This window comes from Streptomyces sp. NPDC047043 (genome assembly GCF_040644055.1).
In the GTDB taxonomy this organism is placed as follows: domain Bacteria; phylum Actinomycetota; class Actinomycetes; order Streptomycetales; family Streptomycetaceae; genus Streptomyces.
This window is the reverse complement of record NZ_JBEYVO010000050.1, coordinates 1-25,484: the sequence shown is the minus strand read 5'-3', so window position 1 is coordinate 25,484 and position 25,484 is coordinate 1. Positions and strand designations below refer to the sequence as shown.

The window sequence follows — 25,484 nt, the reverse complement described above, 5'->3', positions numbered from 1 at the left end:
CCAAAGGGCCAGGTCGCCGGTCTAACCGAACAGCACAGACCCGAGGGGGGATCCGTACCGCATGACGACGTTGGCTCCGCAGTCCACACCGCTGCGCGCCGACTGCATCGCCGACTCCGCGGGCGGCCTGACCTTCGACGTCCTCGCGGTCGGGGAGACGGCCACGGCTCTGCTGGTGCTGCGTCGCCGCGACGGCCACGAGGAGGTGTACCTCCCCCTCACTCCGGCCGCCGACGGCCGGCTGCGCGCCGCGCTGCCCAGCATCGTCGCCCTCCCCGAGGGCCGCTGGGACGCCTACGCGCGCGTGGACGCCGGCGAGCCGCGCCGCCTCGTGCCCGGCGTCACCGACCTGCGCTCGCTCGCCGCCCGCACGCCCAGCGGCTCCCGCGGCCACGTCGCCGTCCGCATCCCGTACGCGACCCGGCAGGGCAACCTCACCGTCCGCAGCTGGCTGCGCGCCCCGCACGCCGAGGCCGGCGAACTGCGCATCAAGCAGGGCGTGTTGACCGTGCAGGGCCGCGTGTACGGCACCGGGATCGGCCCGCAGGCGTACGCCGAGCTCCGCGGCCGGCACGCATCCGTCCCCGAGCGCCGCACCGAAGTCCTCGCCGACCGCACCGACTTCCGCTTCAAGGTGGTCTACGGCGCCCTGGAGCCGGGCGTGTGGGACCTGTGGCTGCGGCCCGAGGGCGAGGCCGGGCCGGCGGTGCGGATCGCGCGGCTGCTCGACGACGTGGCCGACAAGAAACCGGTGTTCACGTATCCACGCGTGCGCGTGGACGCGTCGTTCGGCCCTGTGGAGGCCGGTCCGTACTACACGCGGGACAACGACCTGTCGGTGTCGGTCACCGCCGTGACCGGAAGAATTCCCTGACGTCGGCCGTCAGCAGGTCGGGGACCTCCAGGGCGGCGAAGTGGCCGCCGCGGTCGAACTCCGTCCAGCGCACAACGGTGTTGGTCTGCTCGGCCCAGCGGCGGATCGCGACGTCCTCGGCGAAGTTCGCCACCGCGGTCGGCACACCGGAGGGCGCCGTCGGGAACCAGTCCGCGACATGACTGTTCTCGTAGTACATCCGGGCCGCCGAGCCCGCCGTGCCGGTCAGCCAGTACAGCATCACGTTCGTCAGGAGCGTGTCGCGGTCGATCGCGTCCTCGGGCAGCTCGGCCGAACCGTGCGTCCACGCCTGGAACTTCTCCATGATCCAGGCGAGCTGGCCGACGGGCGAGTCGGCCAGCGCGTAGGAGAGGGTCTGCGGGCGGGTCGACTGCAGGACGTTGTAACCGAAGCCGTCGGTGGTGAACTCGGCGATCTTGGCGAGGCTCTGCAGCTCGCGGTCGTCGAGCCCCTCCCGTGCCTTCTCGTCGACCGGGCCCAGCGGGATGAAGCCCACCGACGCGGCGTTCACATGGACGCCGACCACCGACTCGGGTGCGATCCGGGCGAGCGCGGGGGAGATCAGCGCGCCCAGGTCGCCGCCCTGGGCGCCGTAGCGCTCGTAGCCGAGCCTGCGCATCAGCCCGGCCCAGGCACGTGCGGTCCGTGAGACGTTCCAGCCCTTCTCGCGCGTCGGCCCGGAGAAGCCGAAGCCCGGGATGGACGGGATCACCAGGTGGAAGTCCTCGCTCAGCGGGCCGGTCAGACCGAGGAACTCCACGACCGAGCCCGGCCAGCCGTGCGTCAGGATCAACGGCAGCGCGTCCGGCTTCGGGGAGCGGACGTGCAGGAAGTGCACCTGGGCGCCGTCGATCTCCGTGACGTACTGGGGGATCTCGTTGAGGGCGGCCTCGTGCTTGCGCCAGTCGTAGGCGCCGCGCCAGTACGCCGCGAGATCGCGGAGGTACGGCAGCGAGGCGCCGTACTCCCAGCCCGCGCCCGGGAGTTCGTCCGGCCAGCGGGTCAGGTCGAGGCGGGTGTGCAGATCGTCGAGCTGCGACTGAGGGATGTCGATCCGGAAGCTGTGCACGCTGTTGTCTGCCATGAATCCCACGCTAGGAGCCCTTGCGGACAGTTACTGTCCGCAATTCCTGGCAGACTCGGCCCCATGTTGGAGACCTCGGCACGACTCCTGCGTCTGCTCTCGCTCCTCCAGGCGCACCGCGAATGGTCCGGCGCCGATCTCGCCGACCGCCTCGGCGTCACCCCGCGCACCGTCCGCCGGGACGTCGACCGGCTGCGCGAGCTGGGCTACCCCGTCAACGCCAGCCCCGGCACCGGCGGCGGGTACCAGCTGGGCGCGGGCGCCGAGCTGCCCCCGCTGCTCCTGGACGACGACGAGGCGGTCGCCGTGGCCGTCGGCCTGCGCACGGCCGCCGGGCAGGGCATCGAGGGCATCGGCGAGACCTCCGTACGGGCCCTGGCCAAGCTGGAGCAGGTGCTGCCCGGCAGGCTGAGGCGGCGCGTGGGTGCCTTGAACGCCTTCACCGTGCCGATGCTGCGCGGCCCCCGGCCCTCCGCCGTCGACCCGGCCGTCCTGACCGAGCTCGCCAACCTCTGCCGGGACTCCGAGCGCCTGCGCTTCGAGTACCGCAGTCACGACGGCGCCCCCACCCGCCGTACCGTCGAACCGCACCGCCTGGTGTGCACCGAGCGCCGCTGGTACCTGGTCGCCTGGGACCTGGACCGCGACGACTGGCGCACGTTCCGCGTCGACCGCATCACCCCCAAGCCGCCGCACGGTCCGCGCTTCGCGCCGCGCACCCCGCCCGCCGAGGACCTCGCCGCGTACGTCTCGAAGGGCGTCTCCACGCGCGCGTACGCCTCGCACGCCGTCGTCCGCCTGTTCGTCCCCCTGGAGGAGGCCGCCGAGCGCGTCTCGCCCTCCGCGGGGCAGCTGGAGGCGGAGGGCCCGGGCAGCTGCATCCTGCGCACGGGGGCCGCGAGCCTGGATGTGATGGTGATTCACGTGATGCTGATGGGCTTCGAGTTCGAGGTGCTGGAGCCCGCCGAGCTCACGGAGGCGATCAGGACCGCTCGGGACCGGCTGTCCCGGGCTCTGCTCCGTGCGGCTCCTCGGGAATCGCCGCGAACTCGGGATGGTGCAGGTCGAACGCCGGGGACTCGGAGCGGACCCGGGGCAGCGTCGTGAAGTTGTGCCGCGGCGGCGGGCAGGAGGTCGCCCACTCCAGGGAGCGGCCGTAGCCCCAGGGGTCGTCGACCTCGACCTTCTCGCCGTACTTCGCGGTCTTCCAGACGTTGTAGAGGAACGGCAGCGTCGACATGCCGAGCAGGAACGCGCCGATCGTCGACACCGTGTTCAGCGCGGTGAAGCCGTCCGTGGCGAGATAGTCGGCGTACCGGCGCGGCATGCCCTCCGCGCCCAGCCAGTGCTGCACCAGGAACGTGGTGTGGAAGCCGACGAACAGCGTCCAGAACTGGATCTTCCCCAGCCGCTCGTCGAGCATCTTCCCGGTGAACTTCGGCCACCAGAAGTAGAAGCCGCCGAAGATCGCGAAGACGACCGTGCCGAAGACGACGTAGTGGAAGTGCGCCACGACGAAGTAGCTGTCCGAGACGTGGAAGTCCATCGGCGGTGACGCGAGGATCACCCCGGTCAGACCGCCGAACAGGAACGTCACCAGGAAGCCGCACGCCCACAGCATCGGCGTCTCGAAGGACAGTGAGCCCTTGATCATCGTGCCGATCCAGTTGAAGAACTTCACACCGGTGGGCACGGCGATGAGGAAGGTCATGAAGGAGAAGAACGGCAGCAGCACCGCGCCGGTGACGAACATGTGGTGCGCCCACACCACCACCGACAGTCCGGTGATCGCCATCGTCGCGCCGATCAGCGTCAGATAGCCGAAGAGCGGCTTGCGGCTGAAGACGGGGAGGATCTCCGTGATGATGCCGAAGAACGGCAGCGCGATGATGTACACCTCGGGATGGCCGAAGAACCAGAACAGGTGCTGCCACAGGATCGCGCCGCCGTTGGCCGAGTCGAAGACCTGCGCGCCGAACCGCCGGTCCGCCTCCAGACACAGCAGCGCCGCCGCGAGCACCGGGAACGCCATCAGGATCAGGATGGACGTGAACAGCGTGTTCCACACGAAGATCGGCATCCGGAACATCGTCATGCCGGGGCAGCGCATCCCGATGATGGTGGTGATGAAGTTGACCGCGCCGAGGATCGTGCCGAAGCCGGCCAGCGCCAGCCCCATGATCCACAGGTCGGGTCCGACACCGGGCGAGCGCACCGCGCTGTTGAGCGGCGCGTAGGCGAACCAGCCGAAGGCGGCGGGGCCGCCGGGCACGATCAGCGAGCCGAGCACGATCAGACCGCCGAACAGGAAGAACCAGTACGACAGCATGTTCAGGCGCGGGAAGGCGACATCCGGGGAGCCGATCTGCAGGGGCATCAGCTCGTTGGCGAAACCCGCGAACATCGGGGTCGCGAAGAGCAGCAGCATGATCGTGCCGTGCATGGTGAACAGCTGGTTGAACTGGTTGTTGTCCATGATCTGCAGCCCCGGCCGGGCGAGTTCGGCGCGCATCAGCAGCGCCATCACCCCGCCGACCAGGAAGAACAAGAACGACGTGATCAGGTACAGATGCCCGATCTTCTTGTGGTCGGTGGTGGTCAGCCAGTCGACGATCAGCCGGCCGTGCTCCTTGGTCCGCACCGGTCGCGCCGCCGCCTGCGCCGTCTGGGTCCACATCGCTCGCTCGCCCCTTCGCTCGTCGCGCCCGGGCCCGCCGAAGCCCGCGCCACGCATGCCCGCGAGCTCACGCCATGATGCTCGCGCTGCCGCGCGCTCCGACAGGGGGCGTGCGGGGGTTCTGTGCTGGAACCGTGCATTTCCCATGTTGTGTCAGCTTCCGAGGGCCCGCCCGGAATCGGCCGGGAAAGAACTCCGGGGGCGCCCGCAGGCAGTTCTCACGGCACTTTCCGACGGGCTTTTCCAGGAGCCCTCGCGACACGCGGGAATTACGTTCGATTGCCTGCGTAAGGCGTACGGAACCGCCCGTACGTGTGACGTCCCACTGCGCAGCAGTTGATGTCTCGGCCGCGGAAACGTGTGTCGTGATCCTGTGACAGAAGCGTGACCGGAGAGGGACGCGAGGCCCTTGGGGCAAGCCCGGCTTCCCTGGCCGCCGGGCAGGGCCTAGCGTGGCGGCATGGCACCGATACCCACTCCGCAGGCGGAGCCCCAGGACAGTCCGGACGCGTATGTCGGCCTCGATGCGGCAGGCGCCGAGCGGCGCGCGCGTGAGCGCGGATGGTCCACGGTGCGCTCGCTGCCACCGGGGGCGATCATCACGATGGAGTACCGCACGGGCCGGCTGAACTTCGAGGTGAAGGACGGCCGGGTGGTGCGGGCCTGGAAGGGCTGAGCGCAGCCGCTGGACGGCGAAGGCCCCGGTTCCTGGAACCGGGGCCTTCGTGTGCGGGGGTGGTTGTGCGTACCGGATCCCCGCTGTCCTGGACGGGGGACGTCAGCCGCCCGTGAGGGGGCGGGCCGTGGAGGCCGCCGCGCCGCGCGGGACGCGGTCCGAGTGCGGTGGTCTGCGGCTGCCGACCGGAGTGACCGGTGTGCGCTCCGAGCGGGCCGTGTGCGGCCCCGGGGCGAGGTAGACCGGCGCCCGGGCGGAGCGGGCCGCGGAGCCGACCGTCTCGCGCGCGGCGGCCTCGTCCTGCTGGGCGGTGGTCCGCGGCTTGAGCAGCACGGGGGAGCCGACGGGGGCCGCCGGTGCCGTGGCGCCCTTGCGGGCACGCCAGCGGTCGCGCAGGTCGAAGAGCCAGACCTCGGCGCTCGCGATGAACGGCTCGCACCACGGGAGGGCGAGCAGGATCAGCAGACCCGCGGCCCAGCCCAGGAGCACATCGCTCAGCCAGTGCGTACCGAGGTAGACGGTGGCGAGGCCGACGCCGAGCGCGGTCACCGCGGAGAGGGCGGACAGCCAGCGGCGGGCCCGCGGGGTGGAGGCCAGATAGGCCAGGATTCCCCAGGTCACGACGGCGTTGGCGGTGTGGCCGCTGGGGAATATATCGCCGCCCAGGCCCATCTCGTTCGAGCCGATCGTGGTCGCGTAGTGCGGGCCGAGGCGGCCCATGCCGATCTTGGCGGCGCCGACGGTGATGTTCAGCAGCAGCAGCGAGACGCCGAGCGTCACCAGCGGACGCAGTGTGTGCTGCCGCCAGGAGCGCCAGCCCAGCCAGGCCGCGACCATGACCGCGGTCGGGCCGCGCTGGCCGAGGACGACGTAGTAGTCGACGAACCAGTGGATGCCCTGCCACTGCTGGTAGGGCCGGAAGAACATGACCTGCCAGTCGAAGCGGACCAGCCACGAGGTGGTCACCACGGCCCACACGATCGCCAGGTAGAAGGCCAGGGTCCCGGTCAGCAACGCGACCCGGTGCCTGCTCATCTTCGGCACATCGATGTGGGCCGGTCGTTCCGGCTCCCTGTCCAGCCTGGCGAACACCCGGTCCAGACGGGTGAGGTTTCGTTCGGTACGCACCCAATCGACGTTACAGCGAGTGAGCTCAGTTCTCCGTCGAATCAGGTGCTTTGTGATGACGATGTGATGTGGGATTCCTCTCAGGAGGAGGTTTATTTCCAAGGAATCCGCAATGTCGGCCGACCGCTCCCTTCAATTCCTTTGATCATTCGGCGATTCAGTTTTGTGGGACTTTTGAATTCGTTCACCGAATGCTGGGGAGGATTTCTCCGGGTGCTCATCGATCCGGCAGTCGATCACGGCGGACCGGAGCCGTTCAGCCAGAACGCTCCGTACACGGCCGACGCCACCGCGACACCGCCCACCACCAGCGCCGACCTGGAGGTGCGCAGCCGGGCCAGGGCCAGGGCGAGGGGCAGCAGCAGCGGGAAGGCGGGCAGCAGCAGGCGCGGTTTCGAGCCGAAGTAGCTCGACGCGCACAGGGCGAGCGCGGTGACCACACCCGCGTACACCAGCAGCGGGAGCGGCTGGCGCTGCCGCACGCAGACGACGTACAGCCAGACCACGAGTCCGACCCCGACGATCAGTCCGATGCCGGCCAGGGTGCCCGGGACCGACGTGAACTTGTCGGCGACGAAGCGGGCGAAGGCGGCGCCCCCGTCGAAGCCGTTGCGCCAGCCGGCCTGGACGTCGAGATAGCCGAGCGGGCCCTTGCCGGTGCGGTGGCCGACCCACAGGACGTAGCCGGCGGCGCCGAGCGGGGCGAGGAGCATGGCCAGGACGCGCCGTACGGGTGACACTCGCTCCCGTACGAGGGAGGCGATCCCGGCGGCCCACACGGCCGCGACGACCGCGAGCCCGACCGGACGGGTCAGGCCCGCCAGGGCGGCCAGCGTGCCCGCCGTCAGCCAGCGGCCGGTCAGGACCGCGTACAGCGACCAGGCGGCGAGCGCGGTGAACAGTGACTCGCTGTACGCCATCGACTGCACGATCCCGACGGGCAGCACGGCCCACAGCAGCACGGCGCACACTCCGGCCCTACGGCCGTACACATGGTCCGCGACCGCGAAGATCCCCCAGGCCGCAGCGAGCGAGGCGAGCAGGCTGACGACGAAGCCGGCGTCGGCGTACGACAGCGGGGCCACGGCCGAGAGACCCCGCTCCAGCCAGGGCAGCAGCGGGAAGAAGGCCAGATTCGAGTGCACGTCGCCGTTCGGCAGGCGCACCTCGTAGCCGTAGCCCAGCTCGGCGACCCTCGTGTACCACAGGGCGTCCCAGCGGGCCGTCAGCAGCGTGTACGCGCTCTTGCCGCGGGCCGCGCTCCACAGGGCCAGGGAGAGCAGGCCCAGGGCGCGCACGGCCGCGTACCCGAGGAGGGCCGGGGCCGCGCGGCGCAGGGCCGTGCCACGGGCCGGCTCGGTACGCGTCGCAAGATCGGTCACGGGCTCGATTATCGACGGCCGAGGGAACCGGGTGGCCGGGCGGGGCGTGCCAGAAGGGGAGGGGGAGTGGCGTACGCCACACGAGTCGGTGCGAAGTCTGAGAGGTCCGCCACGTGACCGTGGCGCGAACTCGCGTACGCTGACGTGTCACTCGCCTTCGTTGCGCGGGCCGGAGACCACCGCTCCTCTCCGGCCGAGAGCATGGGGAGTCCCCACCCCATGTGCCCGCCGACCGCGAGGGAACATCTGGGAGGTACGTACATGTCCGGGACGACCACGGCTGCCGCTGCGCTGCGCCGTCGGGCGGCCGGGGCCGGTGCCAACCGCTGGGTCGTCCTCGTCGTCCTGTGCGTCAGCCTGCTGCTGGTCGCGGTCGACGCGACCGTCCTGCACGTGGCCGTCCCCGCCGTCACCGAGGACCTCAAACCCGGCGCGATAGAGCTGCTCTGGATCGTCGACGTCTATCCGCTCGTCTGCGCCTCGCTGCTGATCCTCTTCGGCACGCTCGGCGACCGGGTCGGCCGCAGACGAGTCCTCCTTCTGGGCTACGGCCTCTTCGGCATCGCCTCCGGTCTCGCGGCCCTCGCCCACGACCCGCAGGTCCTGATCCTCGCGCGGGCGCTGCTCGGCGTCGGCGGCGCGATGATCATGCCCGCGACGCTCTCGATCCTCCGCCAGGTCTTTCCCGACCGGCGTGAGCGGGCGCTCGCGATCGGCGTCTGGAGCGCGGTGGCCGCGGTCGGCGCGGCGGTCGGACCGCTGCTCGGCGGCTTCCTCCTCGAGCACTTCTGGTGGGGTTCGGTCTTCCTGGTCAACATCCCGCTGATGCTGGTCAGCCTGCCGGTGGGCCGGCTGCTGCTGCCCGAGTCGCGGGGCGTCGGCGACGGTCCCTGGGACGTGGTCGGCGCACTGCTGGCGGCCGCCGGACTGTTCGGTGTCGTCCTGGGCGTGAAGCGGCTGGGCGGTGGCGAGCTCGGTGTGTTCACCGTCGCGCCGCTGGTCGTGGGCGCGCTGCTGCTGTTTCTTTTCGTACGACGACAGCGGCGCCGTACGCATCCGCTGGTGGACCTGGGGATGTTCGCCCGTCCGGCGTTCAGTACGGCCGTGGGCTGCATCGTGCTGGCGATGCTCGCGCTGGTCGGGCTGGAGCTGATCGCGGCGCAGTATCTGCAGCTGGTGCTGGAGCTGTCGCCGCTGGAGACGGGGCTACGACTGCTGCCGCTGACCTTCGCGGCGATGGCGGCGGGGCTGGCCGGGGCGCGGATGCTGCGGCGCTTCGGGCCACGGCGGATGGTGTGCTTCGGGTTCTGCCTGACGGCCGGGGCCGTGGTGCTGCTCACCGTGATGGGCGGGGCGGACAACGCCGGGCTGATGGTGTCCGGGTTCATGCTGCTGGGCTTCGGTCTGGAGACGACGCTCTTCGGGGCGTACGAGTCGATGCTGAGCGAGGCGCCGCCCGAGCAGGCGGGCGGGGCGGCCGCGATCGGGGAGACCTCGTACCAGCTGGGGGCGGGGATCGGGATCGCGCTGCTGGGCAGCGTGATGAACGCGGCGTATGCGCCCGGGCTGGCATCGGTGCCGGGGGTTCCGGCGGCGGCGTCGGACTCGGCGGCGCATTCGCTGGGCGAGGCGTACGACGTTGCCGCGCACCTGGGCGGGCCGGTCGGCGTGGCCCTGCGGCGGGCGGCCCGGGACTCCTTCGTGCACGGGCTGCATGTGACGTTGCTGGTGAGCGCGGGGTTGCTGCTGCTGGGGGCGGTGATGGCGCTGCGGTTGCCGCGGATCATGCACTGCGGGGAGGCCGCGGCACCGGTGGAGCTGCCGGCACCTCGGGAAGTGGCCGACTCCCGCGTCTCGGCCTGACCTCGACCCACCCGCCCACCTGTGCGGGGCGGTCAGGGGTGGATGTCTGGTCGGCGGAGCGAACTGCGCGGTGGAGCGAACAGCGCTACAGAGGCGGCACCGGACTGCAGGTGGGTGGCGTACTGGACGTGCGGGACACTGCCACGTAACGTCGGACCCGAAGTCGTAACTAGCACTGCTAGTTTTGATGTGTGCCGGAGGGTGATCCCATGTCCGCGTCCTCGAAGCTGCCTCCGTTCGACCCCGCCGACCCCCTCGGCATCGACGACCTGCTCGAGCCGGAGGATCTCGCGATCCGGGACACCGTGCGGACCTGGGCGGCCGACCGGGTTCTGCCCCACGTCGCCGACTGGTACGAGAAGGGGGAGCTGCCCGGCATCCGGGAGCTCGCCCGGGAGCTCGGCGGGATCGGGGCGCTCGGTATGTCGCTGAGCGGATACGGGTGCGCCGGGGCGAGCGCCGTGCAGTACGGGCTCGCCTGTCTGGAGCTCGAGGCCGCCGACTCCGGGATCCGGTCCCTCGTGTCCGTGCAGGGCTCGCTCGCCATGTATGCCGTCCACCGGTTCGGGAGCGAGGAGCAGAAGCAGCAGTGGCTGCCTCGCATGGCCGCCGGTGAGGTCATCGGGTGCTTCGGGCTGACCGAACCCGATCACGGGTCCGACCCCGCCTCGATGCGGACGTATGCCAAGCGGGACGGCGGTGACTGGGTTCTCAACGGGCGGAAGATGTGGATCACCAATGGGTCCGTCGCCGGGGTCGCCGTGGTGTGGGCCCAGACCGACGACGGGATCCGCGGGTTCGTCGTACCCACCGACAGCCCCGGGTTCTCCGCGCCCGAGATCAAGCACAAGTGGTCGCTGCGGGCGAGTGTGACCAGTGAGCTCGTTCTCGACGACGTGCGGTTGCCCGCCGATGCCGTACTGCCGGAGGTCGTCGGGCTCAAGGGGCCGCTCAGCTGTCTGTCCCACGCCCGTTACGGGATCGTGTGGGGTGCGATGGGGGCCGCGCGGTCCTGTTTCGAGTCCGCCGTCGAATACGCCAAGACGCGCGAGCAGTTCGGCCGGCCCATCGGGGGCTTCCAGCTCACCCAGGCCAAACTCGCCGACATGGCGGTCGAACTGCACAAGGGGATCCTGCTCGCCCATCACCTGGGGCGGCGGATGGATGCCGGCCGCCTGCGTCCCGAGCAGGTCAGCTTCGGCAAGCTCAACAACGTGCGAGAGGCCATCGAGATCTGTCGTACGGCGCGGACGATCCTCGGTGCCAACGGGATCTCGCTCGAGTACCCCGTCATGCGGCACGCGACCAACCTCGAGTCGGTGCTGACGTACGAGGGCACCGTCGAGATGCACCAGCTGGTGCTGGGCAAGGCGCTCACCGGGCTCGACGCCTTCCGGTAAACCCTGCGTGGGGCAGGGCCGGTGAGCGGCCCTGCCTCAGCTCTGGTTGAAGAAACCGTCCGAACGGTGCTCCGCCCTGTCCCCGCTGACGATCTCCGTGTTGGAGGGGGTCAGCAGGAACACCCGGTTCGCGACGCGCTCGATGGTGCCGCGCAGGCCGAAGGTCAGCCCCGCCGCGAAGTCGACGACGCGCTTGGCGTCGCCCGGCTCCATGGAGGTCAGGTTCACGATGACCGGCACGCCCTCGCGGAACAGCTCGCCGATGGCGCGGGCGTCCCGGAAGCTGTCCGGGGTCACCGTGCCGATGCGGCGGCCCTTCTCCTCGGCGGTGTCCGAGGCCACCTTGACCCGCGGGTCGGTGACCCAGGCATCCCCGGGCTGCTCGGTCCCCTCGGAGTAGTCGTCGTCGTAGTAACGCTCGTCATCGTTGTCGTCGACGAGGCCAAGCCAAGCACTTGCCTTGCGCACCGATCCCATGGACGCCTCCTCTCACAGCGGTCTCTTTTACTTTCCGCATCCCTATGGTCATCCATGATGCGGACGTCGCGCCAAGTGGATAGACGCCGCGCGGGGGGTTTGTGACGGTACTGGTGCACAGCGAATCCGTCGAGAGCCCGCGTTTCCCAAGGGTCTTGCCGTACACGGCTGCTGACTGGGAGTGAAATATGATTGTTGGCGGCGTATGGGTGACGGGCCGTGCGTACGGGTGAACGGGGTGGTCGATACGATGCGGCAGCTCAACGCCATATCAACAGCACCGTATGTCACACGCGTCACGGGGGATCGTCGTGTTCGGAATCGTCAGGCCCTGCCGCCATCGGCTCGGTGAAAATCTCAAGTCCCAGTGGATGGCGCACTTGTGCGGGCTCTGTCTCGCGCTGCGCAAGGATCATGGGCAGTTCGCGCGCGTCGTGACCAACTATGACGGGCTGCTCATATCGGTTCTGACGGAGGCTCAGGCCGAGAAGGTGACTGGTTGGCGGCGTACGGCGGGGCCTTGTCCGTTGCGCGGGATGCGTACGGCGTCCGTCGCGCAGGGCGAGGGGGCGCGGCTCGCGGCCGCCGTCTCGCTGGTGCTGGCCTCGGCCAAGGTGCGCGACCATGTCGCCGACGGGGACGGGCTGCTGGCGCGCAGGCCGGTGGCGCTCGCGGCGCGCCGGGTGGCCGCGAGTTGGGGTGCAGCCGGTGCGCGTACGGGATCCGACGTCGGGTTCGACACCGCCGTACTCGTCGACGCCGTGGACCGGCAGGTCGGCATCGAGGCGCTCGCCGGGCCAGGGACGCCCGTTCTGACGGTCACCGTGCCGACCGAGACCGCCACCGCCGCCGCGTTCGCGCACACCGCGGTGCTGGCCGGACGGCCGGGCAACGCCGAGCCGCTCGCCGAGGCCGGACGCCTCTTCGGACGGCTCGCGCATCTGCTGGATGCCGTGGAGGACCGGGAAGCTGACGCCGCGTCGGGTGCGTGGAACCCGCTCACGGCGACCGGGACGTCGCTCACCGAGGCACGGCGCCTCGCGGACGACGCCCTGCACGGGATACGGCTCGCTCTGCGCGAGGTCGAGTTCGTCGAGGGGAAGCTGGCGCACCGGTTGCTCGTGCACGAACTGCGCGCTGCTGTCGACCGGGCCTTCGGTACGGCGTCCTGTGCGCACGGGACGGCGCCTTCGCTGGCGGGGCCGTATGCGCCGCCCGGCGGGCCGTCGTTGCCTCCTGGGCCGCCTCGGCGGGACCGGCGTGGGCTGCTGGCGGGTTGTGCGGTGTGGGCGGGGCTGGCCTGTACGTGCCAGTTGTGCTGCGGCGAGTACGACGATCCCTGGAGCCGGGAGCGGAAGGACGGGCTCTGCAAGGACGCCGACTGCGGCGACTGCTTCAACTGCTGTGACTGTTGTGACGGATGCGACTGCTGCGACTGTGGTTGCGACTGCAGCTGCTGAGGTGCGTGGTTGCGGCGGATGTTGCCCTCGGTGAACAGTGAACGGCCCTGGGACGTAGTACCAGTTGGGGACGCGACGTTCGTGTGGTCGTTCGCGAAAGGATCAGGGGCCATGTCCGGGCGCTGTGACAGGATCGTGCCGCTTGCCGTGAAGATCGTGGTGAGCGGGGGGCCCGGCGTGGGCAAGTCCACGTTCATCGGGGCGATTTCGGAGATCGAACCCGGGCATTCCGAGGGGGCGATCAGTCAGGTTTCCGTGGGGGTCGACGCGCTCGACTTCGGGCGGATCACTCTTGATCCGACGATTGCGTTGTATCTGTTCGGGACGCCCGGGGACGAGCAGGGGTCGTGTTTGTGGGACGACCTGGCGGAGGGGGCATTGGGAGCGGTGGTCCTCGCGGACGGTCGGCGGGTCGAGGAATGTCTGCCGGCTGTCGAGTATTTCGAGGCGAGGGGTGTGCCGTTTGTCGTCGCGGTGAATCGGTTCGATGGGGTGGGGGCGGTTGAACTGGAGGAAGTCCGCGGGGTGCCGGTGCTGGAGTGCGATGCGCGGGAGCGGGCTTCTGTGCGGGATGTTCTGGGGGCGTTGATGGATCGGGTGGTCGGGGTTCGGTCTGCGCCCAAGGGGCGGGTTGCGATGGTGCCTTAGCGGGTGCGGATGTGTGGGGGCTGGTCGCGCCCACGCGGCGGAGCCGCAGATCGATACAGCCCCGCGCCCCTGAAAAGCAGGGCGGCGCCGGCAGTCTCAGTTCTTCAGTTCTGGTGGGGAGATCTGGGACTTGGTGATTGCCGAGCCCGTTGTGCCCCACTTCTTGAGGATCTTGTTGTACGTGCCGTCCGCTATCAGCTTGTTCACCGCCGACTGGAAGGCAGTGGCCAGGTTCGTGCCCTTCTTGAAGGCGAAGCCGACGTCCAGACGGTGGAATTCGTTGAGGAACTTCACGCCCTCCTGGTGGGCCACCGCGTAGCGCAGGCCGTTGATCGTGGACATCACGACGTCGCTGCGGCCCTGTTGGAGCGAGGACCAGATGGCGCCCGACTCGCTGTACGTCTGCACGTTGTAGGGCTTCTTGCCGGCGGCCGTGCAGACCTTCTTGTTCTCCTCCAGCGTGGCCTCGAAGGTGGTGCCCGCGCCCGTGGCGACGTTCAGGCCGCACAGCTGCTCGAGATCGGTGACCTTGGACAGCTTGCTGTCCTTGCGGGTCGCGAAGCCCTGGCCGTCGTTGATGTAGGTGACGAAGTCGATCGTCCTACGGCGTTCGTCGGTGACGCCGAAGTTGCTTGCGCCGAAGTCGTACTTGCCGCTGTCGAGGGCCGGCAGGATCGCCTCGAAGCCGGCCTGTTCCGTCTTGAGCTTGATACCGAGCACCTTGGCCACGGCGTTCGCGAAGTCGACGTCCTGGCCCGTCAGGGTCCTGCCGTCGTCCAGGTAGGTCGTGCCGGGCGGAGTGCCGCCGACGGCGACGGCGACCGTCAGGCTCCTGACGCCCGACGGCAGCAACTTGGCGGACGCCGAGTCCTTGTGTACGGCGGAGACGACGTCCGTCGTGGGGACCTTGTCGGACTTGGCCGCCGCGCCCACGGCGTCGGTCGGGCCGTCCGAACCCGAGCCGCATGCGGTGAGGAACAGTGTTGCTGAAGAAATCAGGGCAAAAGACGCGAGAAGGCTATTTCGGGTACGCGTGAGCGTGCGCATCGTGTGCGGTCTCCTGGGAGCAGAAAAGGAGTGAAAGAGCGCGAGGGGAGGGGTGCGCGTGTGAAGGCGAAAGGAGAGAACGCTAAAGGCGCCCGGTCGGGCGCGCAGTGGGTCGGCTCAACAGGAACAGGACCACACTCGACCGAAGTCGATGTGGGAGCGCGTGACCAGCCACTGCTGTGGATGCATGGGCCAAGTGGAACAGGCATCCGGTTCCGAGTCAACTGACTTGAGACGTGGCGCTCACATCCTGGACGGCCTTGACAGTGAGGGGAAACGGCCCCGTACAGTCGACGGACGGCCCTGCTGAGGGGCTCGGCCGTAGCGCGCCCATGGCGCGCCCGTGTGAAGGCATCACCGTGTTCGACCTACGCGTCACGGAGCCTTCGCATGTCTTCCGACACTCTCGCCAAAGTCCCGGCGGCACCGGACATACCCGAGCAGGCCGATGCCCTGCGGATCGTTCCGCAGCGACGGTTCGGCCAGTGGACCGCAGCCGTCCTCGTGCTCGTCCTGCTCGCTCTCGCCGTCAACTCCGTACTGCGCAACAAGGCGTTCCAGTGGGACGTCGTCGCCGACTACTTCACCTCGGACTCGGTGCTGCGCGGGCTGTGGCTCACGCTGTGGCTGACCGCCGTGGTGATGGTGCTCGGGTTCGCGCTGGGCACCCTGCTCGCCGCGTTCCGGCTGTCCGCCAACCCCGTGCTGAGGGCGGTGAGTTGGGGGTACGTCTGGCTCTTCCGGTCGATTCCGATCCTGGTGCAGCTGCTGCTGTGGTTCAACATCGGGGCCCTGTATCCCGAGCTGTTCGGGGTGAGGACCGTCAATCTGCTCGGGCCGGTCGAGGTCGCCATCGTCGGGCTGACGCTGCACGAGGCCGCCTACGCCGCCGAGGTCGTGCGCGGCGGGATCCTCTCCGTCGACCGCGGGCAGATCGAGGCCGCGCAGGCCCTCGGGCTGAGCCGGTGGCGGCGCTGGCGGCGGATCGTACTGCCGCAGGCGATGCGCTCCATCGTGCCGCCCGCCGGGAACATGCTGATCGGCACGCTGAAGGGCACCTCCATCGTCAGCGTCATCGCGGTGAGCGACCTGCTCTTCTCCGCGCAGCTCGTCTACCACCGCACCTACCAGGTCATCCCGCTGCTAATGGTGGCCACCGTCTGGTACACCGTCGTCACCTCGGTGCTCGGCGTCGGCCAGTACTACGTGGAGAAGCACTACGCGCGCGGTTCGGAGCGCACGCGATGAGGCACTCCCTGGTGATCGTCGGGGCCGGGCCGCGGGGGACCGGTCTGATCGAGCGGATCGCCGCCAACGCACCCGAGCTGCATGGCGGTTCGGGCCTCGACATCCATCTCGTCGACCCGCATCCGCCGGGCGCCGGACGCATCTGGCGCGCCGCGCAGTCCCCGCTGCTGTGGATGAACTCGCACGCCGAGGACGTCACCATGTTCACCGACGAGACGGTGGCCATGGAGGGCCCGGTGCGGGAGGGCCCCACCCTGCACGAGTGGGCCGGCGCCGACGGCCGTGTCTTCGCGGACCGGCAGCTGCAGGGGGCGTATCTGCGCTGGGTCCACGAGCAGGCGGTGGCGGCGCTTCCCCCTTCCGTCGCCGTCCACCACCATCCGCGGCGCGCCCTGCGGGTCGGCGGGCCTCGCGAGGGGCGCCAGCAGGTGTGGCTGGAGGGGCGGCCCAGACCGCTTCTCGCCGACCTCGTCGTGCTGACCCTCGGCCATCTCGACGCCGAACTCGACGACCAGCAGCGCGAGTTGGCGTCGTACGCACGCGCCCACGGTCTTGTCCACCTCCCTCCCGACTTCACCGCCGACAGCGACCTGAGCTCACTGAAGGCCGGGGAGCCCGTCCTCGTGCGCGGGTTCGGGCTCGCCTTCGTCGACCTGATGGTGCTGCTGACCGAGGGGCGCGGCGGACGGTACGAGGGCGACACGTATGTGCCGTCCGGGCAGGAGCCGGTGCTGTACGTCGGCTCGCGGCGCGGAGTGCCGTACCACTCGAAGATCGGCTACGACTGGGTCGGTGAACGGCCGCCGCTGCCACGGTTCTTCGGGCCGGCCGAGGTGGACGCGCTGCTCGCCCGGCCGGACGGCTTCGCCCGCGGCGGAGCCGGTGTCGGATACAGCCGGCGGGACGTGTGGCCGCTGGTGGAGAAGGAGTTGGGGTTCGCGCACTACCACCGGCTGTTCACCGTGCATCCGGAGCGGACCCTCATGTCCTGGGCCGACTTCGAGGAGAAGTACGCGGCCGGGAGCGGCGCGGACATCCAGGCCCTTGTGGCGGCCGCCGTGCCGGACCCCGCGGACCGGCTGGACCTGGCCGCGCTCGACCGTCCGCTGGACGGGGTGCGCTACGGCTCGTTCGAGGAGTTCCAGGAGGGGCTGCGGACGTATGTCGAACAGGATCTGACCAGACGTCATGATCCGGAGTACAGCCCGGACTTGGCGGTGTTTCTCGGCCTGCTCTCCGTCTACGGCCAGCTGGTGCGGCTCGGTGGCATCGGGCCCTGGTGGCACGGCTTCTTCAGCTATCTGGCCTCCGGGCCGCCCGGACCGCGACTGCGGCAGATGCTCGCGCTGTCGCGTGCCGGTGTGCTGAAGTTCCTGGGCGCCGACATGACCGTCACCGCCGAGGACGGGGTGTTCCGGGCGTCGAGCGCCACCGTGCCCGGCTCCTTCGTCGAGGCACGGGCGCTGGTCGAGGCGCGGCTGCCCGAGCCCACCGTCGGGCGGGCCCGCGACACGCTGCTGCGCGAACTGCACGCCGACGGGGCCGCCGAGACACCCGACGGGCTGCTCAGGGTGGACCCCGGCGACGGGCGGATCCTCGACCGGGCCGGCCGGCCGCATCCACGGCGGTTCGCGCTCGGGCCCTACACCGACGGACGTACGCCCGGCGCCTTCACCCGGCCGCGCACCGGCGGGCCCGCGTTCCGGCAGAACGACGCCACCGCGCGGGCCGCGCTGCGGTTCCTGGCCGAGCTCTCCTCCCGAGCGGCCGCATGACATCCCCGACTGCAAGGAATCCCGCGATGAGCGTCATGGTCGACATCAGGTCCGTCCACAAGAGCTTCGGCCCGCTGGAGGTCCTCAAGGGCATCGATCTGCAGGTGCGCACCGGCCAGGTCACCGTCGTCCTGGGCCCTTCCGGCTCCGGCAAGTCGACGTTGCTGCGCACCATCAACCACCTGGAGAAGGTGGACCACGGCGCGATCAGCGTGGACGGCGAGCTGGTCGGCTACCGGCGCTCCGGCGACAAGCTGCACGAGCTGCCCGAGCGCGAGGTGCTCAAGCAGCGCACACGGATCGGCTTCGTCTTCCAGAACTTCAACCTGTTCCCGCACCTCACCGTGCTGGAGAACGTCATCGAGGCGCCGGTGTCCGCGCTGAAGCGGCCGCGCAAGGAGGCCGTCGAGACCGCGCGCCGGCTGCTCGACCGGGTGGGCCTCGCCGACAAGACCGACGCCTACCCCCGGCAGCTGTCCGGCGGACAGCAGCAGCGCGTTGCCATCGCGCGGGCGCTCGCCCTGGAGCCGAAGCTGCTGCTCTTCGACGAACCGACCTCCGCGCTCGACCCCGAGCTGGTCGGTGAAGTCCTCGACGTCATCAAGGACTTGGCGCACCAGGGCACCACGATGATCGTCGTCACGCACGAGATCGGCTTCGCCCGCGAGGTCGCCGACACCGTTGTCTTCATGGACGGCGGACGGATCGTCGAGCAGGGCCCGCCGGCCGACGTACTGGACAACCCGCGGCACGAGCGCACGCGGGCGTTTCTCTCGAAGGTGCTGTGATGCTGCATCTCTCCGCTGCTGTCGACCAACCCTCCGCCTACGACGCCGGCTCCTACGTCGAGCTGGCGCGGCTCGCCGAGCGCGGCGGGCTGGACTTCGTGACGCTCGGCGACACCTTCGGCCGCGCCGGGCCCGACGCGCCGGCCGTCCTGTCCCGGGTCGCGCCCGCCACCGGCCGTATCGGCCTGGTGCCCACCGTCACGACCACGCACACCGAGCCCTTCCACGTCCAGGCCGCCGTCGCCACCCTCGACTGGGTCAGCCGCGGCCGGGCCGGCTGGCGCATCGACGTGTCCACCACCGAGGGCGAGGCCCGCCTCTTCGGCCGCCGGCACGCGGCCCCCGCCGACGAACTGTGGCGCGAGGCCGGCGAAGTCGCCGACGTGGCCGCCAGGTTGTGGGACAGCTGGGAGGACGACGCCGAGATACGGGACGTGGCGACCGGCCGTTTCATCGACCGGGACAAGCTGCACCACGTCGACTTCACCGGCGCCGGCTTCTCGGTGAAGGGCCCCTCGATCGTGCCGCGCCCGCCGCAGGGCCACCCCGTCCGCTTGGTCGACGCCACCGAGGGGCACGCCCGGCGCACCGCCGCCCGGTACGCCGACGTGGCGCTCGTACGGGCCGCGAGTCCTGCCCAGGCCGCCGCCGTACGCGACGAACTGCGGTCGGCCGCCGCGGAGTTCGGGCGCGACCCCGACACCCTGCGGGTCCTCGCGAGCCTTCTGGTCGACCTCGGTGACGGCGAGCATGCCGCCGAGCCGGGACACGGCGGTGGCGGTCCCCGGCAGACCGCGCAGGGCCCGCTGTACCGGGGCGGCCCGGTGGATCTCGCCGAGCTGATCGCCACCTGGCACACCGACGGCATCGTCGACGGCTTCCACCTCACGCCCACCGAGCCGCGCCGTGACCTGGAGCGGCTCGTCAACGGCACGGTGGCGCTGCTGCAGCACCGCGGCCTGTTCCGCACCTTCTACCCGGGCAGCACGCTCAGGGAGCACCTGGGCCTCGCCAAACCCGCCAACCAGTACGCCGGTACAGCCGTGACAGGGGGAGCGTCATGACCGTACGACGTCGTAAGCACATCCGTTTGGCGGCTCATTTCCCGGGCGTCAACAACACCACCGTATGGGCCGATCCGCGGTCGAAGTCGCAGATCGACTTCTCGTCGTTCGAGCATCTCGCCCGTACCGCCGAGCGCGGGCTGTTCGACTTCTTCTTCCTCGCCGAGGGGCTGCGGCTGCGTGAACACAAGGGCCGTATCCACGACTTGGACGTGGTGGGGCGGCCCGAGTCGCTCACCGTCCTGAACGCCCTCGCCGGCGTCACCGAACACCTCGGGCTCGCCGCCACCGTCAACGCGACCTTCAACGAGCCGTACGAACTCGCCCGCAGGCTGGCCACGTTGGACCATCTCAGCGGCGGCCGGGCGGCCTGGAACGTGGTGACGTCCTCCGACGCCTTCACCGGCGAGAACTTCCGGCGGGGCGGCTTCCTGGACCGGGCCGACCGGTACACGCGGGCTGCCGAATTCGTCGCCACGGCAAGGCAGTTGTGGGATTCCTGGACCCCCGGCGGCGTCCCCCGGCCCTTCGCGCACCGCGGTGAACACTTCGACATCGCGGGCGAGTTCACCCTGCCGCGCTCGCCGCAGGGGCACCCGGTCGTCATCCAGGCCGGTGACTCGGACGAGGGGCGGGAGTTCGCCGCGTCCACGGCCGACATCGTCTTCACCCGGCACGGCTCGCTGGCGGCGGGACGCTCCTTCTACGCCGATGTGAAGCGGCGGCTGGCCAAGTACGGCCGTGAACCGGGCGACTTGAAGATCATGCCCGGCGTCACCGTCGTCCTCGGCGACAGCGCCGCCGAGGCGCAGGAGCGGGCCACCGAGATCCGACGGCAGCAGGTCTCCCCGCAGAACGCGATCCTCGCCCTGGAGCAGGTCTGGGGCGTCGACCTGTCGTCGTACGACCCCGACGGGCCGCTTCCCGAGATCGACCCGGTGGCGGAGTCCGGGATCACCCAGGGGCGGACCCGGCGCGGCGACACCGTCGCCATCGCCGAGAAGTGGCGGGCGCTGTCGAAGGAGAAGGGGCTGTCCATCCGGCAGACCGTGATCGAGGCAGGCGCCCGGCAGTCCTTCATCGGCACCCCCGAGGCCGTGGCCGCCGAGCTCGACGAGTTCGTGCAGAAGGACGCCGCCGATGGGTTCATCATCCAACCGGTGATCACCCCGCGCGGGCTCGACGAGTTCGTGGACCGGGTGGTGCCGCTGCTCCAGGAGCGGGGCGCGTTCCGCACCGAATACCGGGGCACCACCCTGCGCTCACACCTCGGGTTGCCCGACCCGGTATGGAAAGGCTGATCACCATGACGACAGATGCTGCCGACGAGTGGAAGCAGTGGCACGAGCACCGCGTCGAGTCTGTGTCGGCGCCCTACGGGCCGCTCGCGCTGACCGGCACGTACTGGCTCGAGGACCATCCGGACGGGCGACTTCCGGACATCCCCGGGATCTGGGCGGCCGACGGCGAGGGCGTGGTGCTGACCGCCGTCGCTGCCGACGGGCTGACGGTGGACGGGCAGCCCCTCGACGGTTCGGTCCGGCTCGCGGCCGACGCGGGAGCGGTGGACGCGGCCCGGGTGGCGTACGGCGAGCGGCGGCTGGTCGTGCTGGTGCGTGAAGGCGTGTGGGGTGTGCGGGCCTTCGACCCGGCGTCGCAGGCACGGCGCGCGTTCCGCGGTATCGAGGCCACGCCCTACGATCCGCGCTGGTCGGTGCCGGGGCGCTTCACTCCGTACGGCGAGGACCGCACCGTACGCGTGGCGAACGCGGACGGACGCGAACGCGGGCTGGCGCTCGCCGGCGAACTGGCCTTCACGCTCGACGGACAGGACCTCACCCTCCAGGTCGCGATCCAGGGCGACGTGCTGTGGGCCGTCTTCGCCGACACGACCAGCGGGGACGGAAGTTTCCGCTTCCGGTTCCTCTACCCGGCGGCCCCCGACGCCGAGGGCCGTACCACGGTCGACCTCAACCGTGCCGTGCTGCCGCCGTGTGCCTTCGCGGACCACTTCATCTGCCCCTTTCCGCCGCCCGGGAACACCCTGGGGGTCGCGGTGGAGGCGGGTGAGCGCAACCTGGTCTGAACCAGGGCACGGGTGGCCAAAAAGCATAGTTCGTTCAGAGGTCGACGGCCGAAAGGCACTCTTGCGTCTACCGGTCGTTCGGCCGAATACTCCCCGCAAGCGCTTGTCAGGGGCACGGCGTGTCCGGAATCCGGACGATCAGGCCCCTGGCTGCGCCTCACGGGCCCCGACCCCACGCGGGCCCACCGACTTCCCCTTGGGAGGAACGAACGTGAGGATCAAGCGCACAACCCCCCGCAGCGGCATCACGAGACGGACCCGGCTGATCGCCGTCACCACCGGACTCGTGGCCGCCGCAGCGATCGCGGTCCCCAGCGCGAACGCGTCCACGGCCACCCCCTTCAGCACGACCCAGCTGAAGAGCGCCAACGCCTCGGTGCTCAAGGCGGACGTCCCGGGCACCGCCTGGGCCGTCGACAGCAAGACCAACCGCGTTGTCGTCACCGTTGACAGCACGGTCTCCAAGGCCGAGATCGCGAAGATCAAGCGGCAGGCCGGCGCCAACGCCGGTGCCCTCACCATCAAGCACACCGCGGGGCAGTTCAAGCCGCTGATCACCGGCGGCGACGCCATCTACGGCGGCTCCTACCGCTGTTCGCTCGGCTTCAACGTGCACAGCGGGAGCACGTACTACTTCCTGACCGCCGGCCACTGCGGTGAGGTCGCCTCCACCTGGTACTCCAACTCCGGTCACACCACGACGCTGGGTACCAACGTGAGCTACAGCTTCCCGACCAACGACTTCGCGCTGGTCCGCTACACCAACTCCTCGATCGCGCACCCGAGCTCGGTCGGCAGCCAGACCATCACCAGTGCGGCCACTCCGAGTGTCGGCACCACGGTCTACCGCCGTGGCTCCACCACCGGCACGCACAGCGGCCGGGTCACCGCGCTGAACGCCACCGTCAACTACGGCGGCGGCGACGTCGTCTACGGCATGATCCAGACCACGGTCTGCGCCGAGGGCGGCGACAGCGGCGGTCCGCTGTACGGCGGCACCGTGGCCTACGGTCTGACCTCCGGCGGCAGCGGCAACTGCACCTCCGGCGGCACGACCTTCTTCCAGCCGGTCACCGAGGCGCTGAGCTACTACGGCGTGAGCGTCGGCTGACGCTTCCTTGAGTGGCCCCCGCACACAACTGGTGTGCGGGGGCTCCCTCTTGTTCGGGGAGCGGGGTTACCGTCGGAGGACGGGTAGGGGGTGTCCGGCGGATCGGATCGGTTCCCGGAGACCCCTCAAAGCTCAGTCCCCTGGGGGCCGGCATGGTCGAGGAGCTGGTGGCGGCGGGAGTGACCCTCGCGTCCGTCGGTGCGGTGTACGTGATGGCGGCGGCGAGAGTCGTCAAGCAGTACGAACGCGGTGTGGTGTTCCGGCTCGGAAGGCTGCGGTCCGAGGTGCGGGGGCCCGGGTTCACGATGATCGTCCCGTTCGTGGACAAGCTCCGCAAAGTGAACATGCAGATCGTGACGATGCCTGTGCCCGGGCAGGAGGGCATCACCCGGGACAACGTCACGGTGCGGGTGGACGCCGTCGTCTACTTCAAGGTGACCTCGCCGGCCGAGGCGGTCGTCCGGGTCGAGGACTACCGGTTCGCGGTCGCGCAGATGGCGCAGACCTCGCTTCGGTCCATCATCGGCAAGAGCGAGTTGGACGATCTGTTGTCCAACCGCGAAAAGCTCAACCAGGGGCTGGAGTTGATGATCGACAGTCCGGCCGTGGAGTGGGGCGTCACCATCGACCGCGTCGAGATCAAGGACGTCTCCCTGCCCGAGACCATGAAGCGCTCCATGGCCCGGCAGGCCGAGGCCGACCGCGAGCGGCGGGCGCGGGTCATCAACGCCGATGCCGAACTGCAGGCGTCGAAGAAGCTCGCCGAGGCCGCCAGGGAGATGTCCGAGCAGCCCGCCGCGCTGCAACTGCGGCTGCTGCAGACGGTGGTGGCGGTCGCCGCCGAGAAGAACTCCACGCTCGTTCTGCCGTTCCCGGTGGAGCTGCTGCGGTTCCTGGAGAAGGCCCAGCAGGGGGGTGCCGTGCCTCAGCAGGTTCCTCAGCAAGCGCCTCGGCAGGTTCCTCAGCAACCGGTGCAGGAGCAACTTCCGCCTCTCGCTCCTCGCTTGGATTCGGATGCCGACAGGTCGAATTCAAGACAGGACTAGACCTCACAGAGTGCGCACAGGCTACTCGCTCGTAGTGTTTGCAGAGCGAAGACGTGGGGTGACCGTGGACTGTCAAAACCGAGGGGGCGTGCGAAGCGCGTTCTACGCGCGTCCTGAAGACGCCCTTGTGTGCTCCCTGTTGGCCTCGGGATAGTAGGCGCTGTTCAACGCCTTCCGGTCCGGCGGGTCCCCACAACCTCCCGGGCCGAACCCCCCACAGGAGGACGTGAGTTGAAGCACCGACGCATACCCAAGCGGCGGGCAGCCCTGGCCGGTGCGGGCATCGCCGCACTCGTGGCCGCGGGAGTGACCTTCCAGACTGCGAACGCCAGTGAGCCCGCGAAGGACTCCGCGCCCCAGACCCTGTCGGCCCTGGCGGCCGGAAAGCTTGCCTCTACGCTCGGCAAGGACCTGGGCGCCGACGCGGCGGGAACGTATTACGACGCGAAGGCCAAGAGCCTTGTCGTGAACGTGCTCGACAAGGCCGCCGCCGAGACGGTCGAGGCGGCCGGCGCCAAGGCCAGAATCGTCGAGAACTCGCTGGCCGAACTGGACGGCGCCCGTACGACGCTGACGAAGGACGCCACCATCCCCGGTACGTCGTGGTCGACGGACCCGGTGAGCAACAAGGTCGTCGTCACCGCCGACAAGACCGTCTCCAAGACCGAGTTGGCCAAGCTGTCCGAGGTCGTCGACGGGCTCGGCGCCAAGGCCGAACTCAAGCGCTCGAAGGGGGAGTTCAAGCCCTTCATCGCAGGCGGCGACGCCATCTCCGGCTCGGGCGGGCGCTGCTCGCTCGGCTTCAATGTGACCAAGGGCGGCGAGGCGTACTTCCTCACCGCCGGGCACTGCACCGACGCGATCAAGACCTGGTCGGACTCCAGCGGCAACCAGATCGGCGAGAACGCCGACTCCCAGTTCCCGGGCAATGACTTCGGGCTGGTCAAGTACACCGCCGATGTGGACCACCCGAGCGAGGTCGACCTCTACAACGGCTCCACCCAGAAGATCACCAAGGCGGCCGAGGCCACGGTCGGCGAGAAGGTGACCCGCAGCGGTTCGACCACGCAGGTGCACGACGGTACGGTCACCGGTCTGAACGCCACCGTGAACTACTCGGAGGGCACGGTCAGCGGTCTCATCCAGACCGACGTCTGCGCCGAGCCCGGCGACAGCGGCGGCTCGCTGTTCGACGGCGAGTCGGCGATCGGTCTCACCTCCGGTGGCAGTGGTGACTGCACCTCCGGCGGCGAGACCTTCTTCCAGCCGGTCACCGAGGCGCTGTCTGCCGAGGGTGCCGAGATCGGCTGACGGTCGCTGCTACTGCGTTGAGTCCCGCCCCGCGCGCGAGGGGCGGGACTTTCGTGTGTGGGTGCGGGTGTGGGTGCGGGTGCGTTGTGTATGCCTGCGGCGCCTGTGCGGGTTCGGCGGGGGTGCGGGTGCGGGTGCGTTGTGTATGCCTGCGGCGCCTGTGCGGAATCGGTGGGGGTGCGCCTGGCGCCTGTCGGTGCGTTGGGGGTCGGGGCCGTGCCGGGGGGTGTCCGTCCTCGGTCGGGCGGTTGCTGTCTTGTGGGCTGTGCTCGGCGGTGACGCCCGCCGCTGCGGGCGGACACCCCCCGGCACGTCCCC

The 25,484-nt window shown here is 70.0% G+C and carries 21 protein-coding genes and 1 pseudogene; 16 read left to right on the top strand and 6 right to left on the bottom strand.

Features of this window, described 5'->3' with window-relative positions; all coding sequences use genetic code 11:
* The first annotated feature begins 61 nt into the window (after positions 1-61).
* Positions 62-874: a hypothetical protein gene (locus tag ABZ880_RS49575; RefSeq protein ID WP_361277672.1), complete on the top strand. Its 813-nt coding sequence runs from the start codon at positions 62-64 to the stop codon at positions 872-874.
* On the opposite strand, the gene ABZ880_RS49570 is transcribed toward ABZ880_RS49575, so the two are convergent.
* Positions 846-1,979: an epoxide hydrolase family protein gene (locus ABZ880_RS49570; protein ID WP_361277671.1), complete on the bottom strand. Its 1,134-nt coding sequence runs from the start codon at positions 1,977-1,979 to the stop codon at positions 846-848. The genes ABZ880_RS49575 and ABZ880_RS49570 overlap by 29 nt on opposite strands.
* Positions 1,980-2,042: 63 nt before the next feature.
* Between ABZ880_RS49570 and ABZ880_RS49565 the strand changes: the two genes are divergently transcribed.
* A complete protein-coding gene (locus tag ABZ880_RS49565) occupies positions 2,043-3,086 on the top strand; it encodes a YafY family protein (protein ID WP_361277670.1) in 1,044 nt (347 codons plus the stop codon).
* Here ABZ880_RS49565 and ctaD read toward each other — a convergent pair.
* A pseudogene (ctaD, locus tag ABZ880_RS49560) lies at positions 3,016-4,656 on the bottom strand (cytochrome c oxidase subunit I); the annotation flags it as partial. The gene ABZ880_RS49565 and the pseudogene ctaD overlap by 71 nt on opposite strands.
* A 460-nt stretch (positions 4,657-5,116) precedes the next feature.
* On the opposite strand from ctaD, the gene ABZ880_RS49555 reads away from it, so the two are divergent.
* Positions 5,117-5,332 (top strand): I78 family peptidase inhibitor, encoded by a 216-nt coding sequence (locus ABZ880_RS49555; RefSeq protein ID WP_275780330.1) that lies wholly within the window; start codon positions 5,117-5,119, stop codon positions 5,330-5,332.
* 102 nt (positions 5,333-5,434) lie between these two features.
* Here ABZ880_RS49555 and ABZ880_RS49550 read toward each other — a convergent pair whose 3' ends face one another.
* Together ABZ880_RS49550 and ABZ880_RS49545 are read right to left on the bottom strand one after the other, a co-directional pair.
* On the bottom strand, positions 5,435-6,460 hold the full coding sequence (locus ABZ880_RS49550) for a phosphatase PAP2 family protein (protein WP_361277669.1): 1,026 nt from the start codon (positions 6,458-6,460) through the stop codon (positions 5,435-5,437).
* Positions 6,461-6,696: 236 nt separating this feature from the next.
* Positions 6,697-7,842, bottom strand: coding sequence for a mannosyltransferase family protein (locus tag ABZ880_RS49545; RefSeq protein WP_361277668.1), 1,146 nt, complete (start codon positions 7,840-7,842; stop codon positions 6,697-6,699).
* A 261-nt stretch (positions 7,843-8,103) separates the two neighbouring features.
* Between ABZ880_RS49545 and ABZ880_RS49540 the strand changes: the two genes are divergently transcribed.
* Both ABZ880_RS49540 and ABZ880_RS49535 read left to right on the top strand, forming a co-directional pair.
* Positions 8,104-9,705, top strand: a complete 1,602-nt coding sequence (locus tag ABZ880_RS49540) for an MFS transporter (protein WP_361277667.1) — start codon at positions 8,104-8,106, stop codon at positions 9,703-9,705.
* 209 nt (positions 9,706-9,914) lie between these two features.
* Positions 9,915-11,105, top strand: a complete 1,191-nt coding sequence (locus tag ABZ880_RS49535) for an acyl-CoA dehydrogenase family protein (protein ID WP_361277666.1) — start codon at positions 9,915-9,917, stop codon at positions 11,103-11,105.
* 36 nt (positions 11,106-11,141) lie between these two features.
* Here the strand turns inward: ABZ880_RS49535 and ABZ880_RS49530 are convergent, their stop codons facing one another.
* A complete protein-coding gene (locus ABZ880_RS49530) occupies positions 11,142-11,582 on the bottom strand; it encodes a cell division protein SepF (RefSeq protein WP_361277665.1) in 441 nt (146 codons plus the stop codon).
* Positions 11,583-11,893: 311 nt separating this feature from the next.
* Here ABZ880_RS49530 and ABZ880_RS49525 point away from each other — a divergent pair, with 311 nt between their 5' ends.
* Entirely contained in the window at positions 11,894-13,042 is a 1,149-nt protein-coding gene (locus tag ABZ880_RS49525; protein WP_361277664.1) for a DUF5685 family protein, read from the top strand.
* A gap of 111 nt (positions 13,043-13,153) precedes the next feature.
* On the top strand, positions 13,154-13,690 hold the full coding sequence (locus tag ABZ880_RS49520) for an ATP/GTP-binding protein (RefSeq protein WP_361277663.1): 537 nt from the start codon (positions 13,154-13,156) through the stop codon (positions 13,688-13,690).
* A gap of 96 nt (positions 13,691-13,786) precedes the next feature.
* Here ABZ880_RS49520 and ABZ880_RS49515 read toward each other — a convergent pair whose 3' ends face one another.
* Positions 13,787-14,737, bottom strand: coding sequence for an ABC transporter substrate-binding protein (locus ABZ880_RS49515; protein WP_361277662.1), 951 nt, complete (start codon positions 14,735-14,737; stop codon positions 13,787-13,789).
* Between the two features lie 390 nt (positions 14,738-15,127).
* Between ABZ880_RS49515 and ABZ880_RS49510 the strand changes: the two genes are divergently transcribed.
* From ABZ880_RS49510 to ABZ880_RS49470, 9 genes are all read left to right on the top strand, one after another.
* Positions 15,128-15,985 carry an amino acid ABC transporter permease gene (locus tag ABZ880_RS49510; protein WP_361277661.1) on the top strand — a complete coding sequence of 286 codons (858 nt, stop codon included), beginning with the start codon at positions 15,128-15,130 and terminating at the stop codon, positions 15,983-15,985.
* Complete coding sequence (locus ABZ880_RS49505) at positions 15,982-17,760, top strand: FAD/NAD(P)-binding protein (RefSeq protein ID WP_361277660.1); 1,779 nt, start codon at positions 15,982-15,984, stop codon at positions 17,758-17,760. The genes ABZ880_RS49510 and ABZ880_RS49505 overlap by 4 nt, the downstream gene beginning before the upstream one ends.
* Before the next feature lie 26 nt (positions 17,761-17,786).
* Complete coding sequence (locus ABZ880_RS49500; protein WP_361277659.1) at positions 17,787-18,548, top strand: amino acid ABC transporter ATP-binding protein; 762 nt, start codon at positions 17,787-17,789, stop codon at positions 18,546-18,548.
* Entirely contained in the window at positions 18,548-19,612 is a 1,065-nt protein-coding gene (locus ABZ880_RS49495) for an LLM class flavin-dependent oxidoreductase (protein ID WP_361277658.1), read from the top strand. The genes ABZ880_RS49500 and ABZ880_RS49495 overlap by 1 nt, the downstream gene beginning before the upstream one ends.
* Positions 19,609-20,913 (top strand): NtaA/DmoA family FMN-dependent monooxygenase, encoded by a 1,305-nt coding sequence (locus ABZ880_RS49490; protein WP_361277657.1) that lies wholly within the window; start codon positions 19,609-19,611, stop codon positions 20,911-20,913. The genes ABZ880_RS49495 and ABZ880_RS49490 overlap by 4 nt, the downstream gene beginning before the upstream one ends.
* Positions 20,914-20,918: 5 nt before the next feature.
* Positions 20,919-21,698 carry a DUF1684 domain-containing protein gene (locus tag ABZ880_RS49485; protein WP_361277656.1) on the top strand — a complete coding sequence of 260 codons (780 nt, stop codon included), beginning with the start codon at positions 20,919-20,921 and terminating at the stop codon, positions 21,696-21,698.
* A 211-nt stretch (positions 21,699-21,909) separates the two neighbouring features.
* Positions 21,910-22,809 carry a S1 family peptidase gene (locus ABZ880_RS49480; RefSeq protein ID WP_361277655.1) on the top strand — a complete coding sequence of 300 codons (900 nt, stop codon included), beginning with the start codon at positions 21,910-21,912 and terminating at the stop codon, positions 22,807-22,809.
* 152 nt (positions 22,810-22,961) lie between these two features.
* Positions 22,962-23,855 carry a slipin family protein gene (locus tag ABZ880_RS49475; RefSeq protein ID WP_361277654.1) on the top strand — a complete coding sequence of 298 codons (894 nt, stop codon included), beginning with the start codon at positions 22,962-22,964 and terminating at the stop codon, positions 23,853-23,855.
* A gap of 231 nt (positions 23,856-24,086) precedes the next feature.
* Complete coding sequence (locus ABZ880_RS49470; RefSeq protein ID WP_361277653.1) at positions 24,087-25,166, top strand: S1 family peptidase; 1,080 nt, start codon at positions 24,087-24,089, stop codon at positions 25,164-25,166.
* Positions 25,167-25,484 lie beyond the last annotated feature (318 nt).

What these genes read in the sequence shown, in the direction of transcription:
- ABZ880_RS49540 (WP_361277667.1), top strand. Translation starts at nt 8,104, where the DNA reads ATGTCCGGGACGACCACGGCTGCCGCTGCGCTGCGCCGTCGGGCGGCC.
- ABZ880_RS49505 (WP_361277660.1), top strand. Translation starts at nt 15,982, where the DNA reads ATGAGGCACTCCCTGGTGATCGTCGGGGCCGGGCCGCGGGGGACCGGT.
- ABZ880_RS49510 (WP_361277661.1), top strand. Translation starts at nt 15,128, where the DNA reads ATGTCTTCCGACACTCTCGCCAAAGTCCCGGCGGCACCGGACATACCC.
- ABZ880_RS49495 (WP_361277658.1), top strand. Translation starts at nt 18,548, where the DNA reads ATGCTGCATCTCTCCGCTGCTGTCGACCAACCCTCCGCCTACGACGCC.
- ABZ880_RS49520 (WP_361277663.1), top strand. Translation starts at nt 13,154, where the DNA reads ATGTCCGGGCGCTGTGACAGGATCGTGCCGCTTGCCGTGAAGATCGTG.
- ABZ880_RS49575 (WP_361277672.1), top strand. Translation starts at nt 62, where the DNA reads ATGACGACGTTGGCTCCGCAGTCCACACCGCTGCGCGCCGACTGCATC.
- ABZ880_RS49475 (WP_361277654.1), top strand. Translation starts at nt 22,962, where the DNA reads ATGGTCGAGGAGCTGGTGGCGGCGGGAGTGACCCTCGCGTCCGTCGGT.
- ABZ880_RS49565 (WP_361277670.1), top strand. Translation starts at nt 2,043, where the DNA reads ATGTTGGAGACCTCGGCACGACTCCTGCGTCTGCTCTCGCTCCTCCAG.
- ABZ880_RS49490 (WP_361277657.1), top strand. Translation starts at nt 19,609, where the DNA reads ATGACCGTACGACGTCGTAAGCACATCCGTTTGGCGGCTCATTTCCCG.
- ABZ880_RS49535 (WP_361277666.1), top strand. Translation starts at nt 9,915, where the DNA reads ATGTCCGCGTCCTCGAAGCTGCCTCCGTTCGACCCCGCCGACCCCCTC.
- ABZ880_RS49570 (WP_361277671.1), bottom strand. Translation starts at nt 1,979, where the DNA reads ATGGCAGACAACAGCGTGCACAGCTTCCGGATCGACATCCCTCAGTCG.
- ABZ880_RS49500 (WP_361277659.1), top strand. Translation starts at nt 17,787, where the DNA reads ATGAGCGTCATGGTCGACATCAGGTCCGTCCACAAGAGCTTCGGCCCG.
- ABZ880_RS49515 (WP_361277662.1), bottom strand. Translation starts at nt 14,737, where the DNA reads ATGCGCACGCTCACGCGTACCCGAAATAGCCTTCTCGCGTCTTTTGCC.
- ABZ880_RS49555 (WP_275780330.1), top strand. Translation starts at nt 5,117, where the DNA reads ATGGCACCGATACCCACTCCGCAGGCGGAGCCCCAGGACAGTCCGGAC.
- ABZ880_RS49485 (WP_361277656.1), top strand. Translation starts at nt 20,919, where the DNA reads ATGACGACAGATGCTGCCGACGAGTGGAAGCAGTGGCACGAGCACCGC.
- ABZ880_RS49530 (WP_361277665.1), bottom strand. Translation starts at nt 11,582, where the DNA reads ATGGGATCGGTGCGCAAGGCAAGTGCTTGGCTTGGCCTCGTCGACGAC.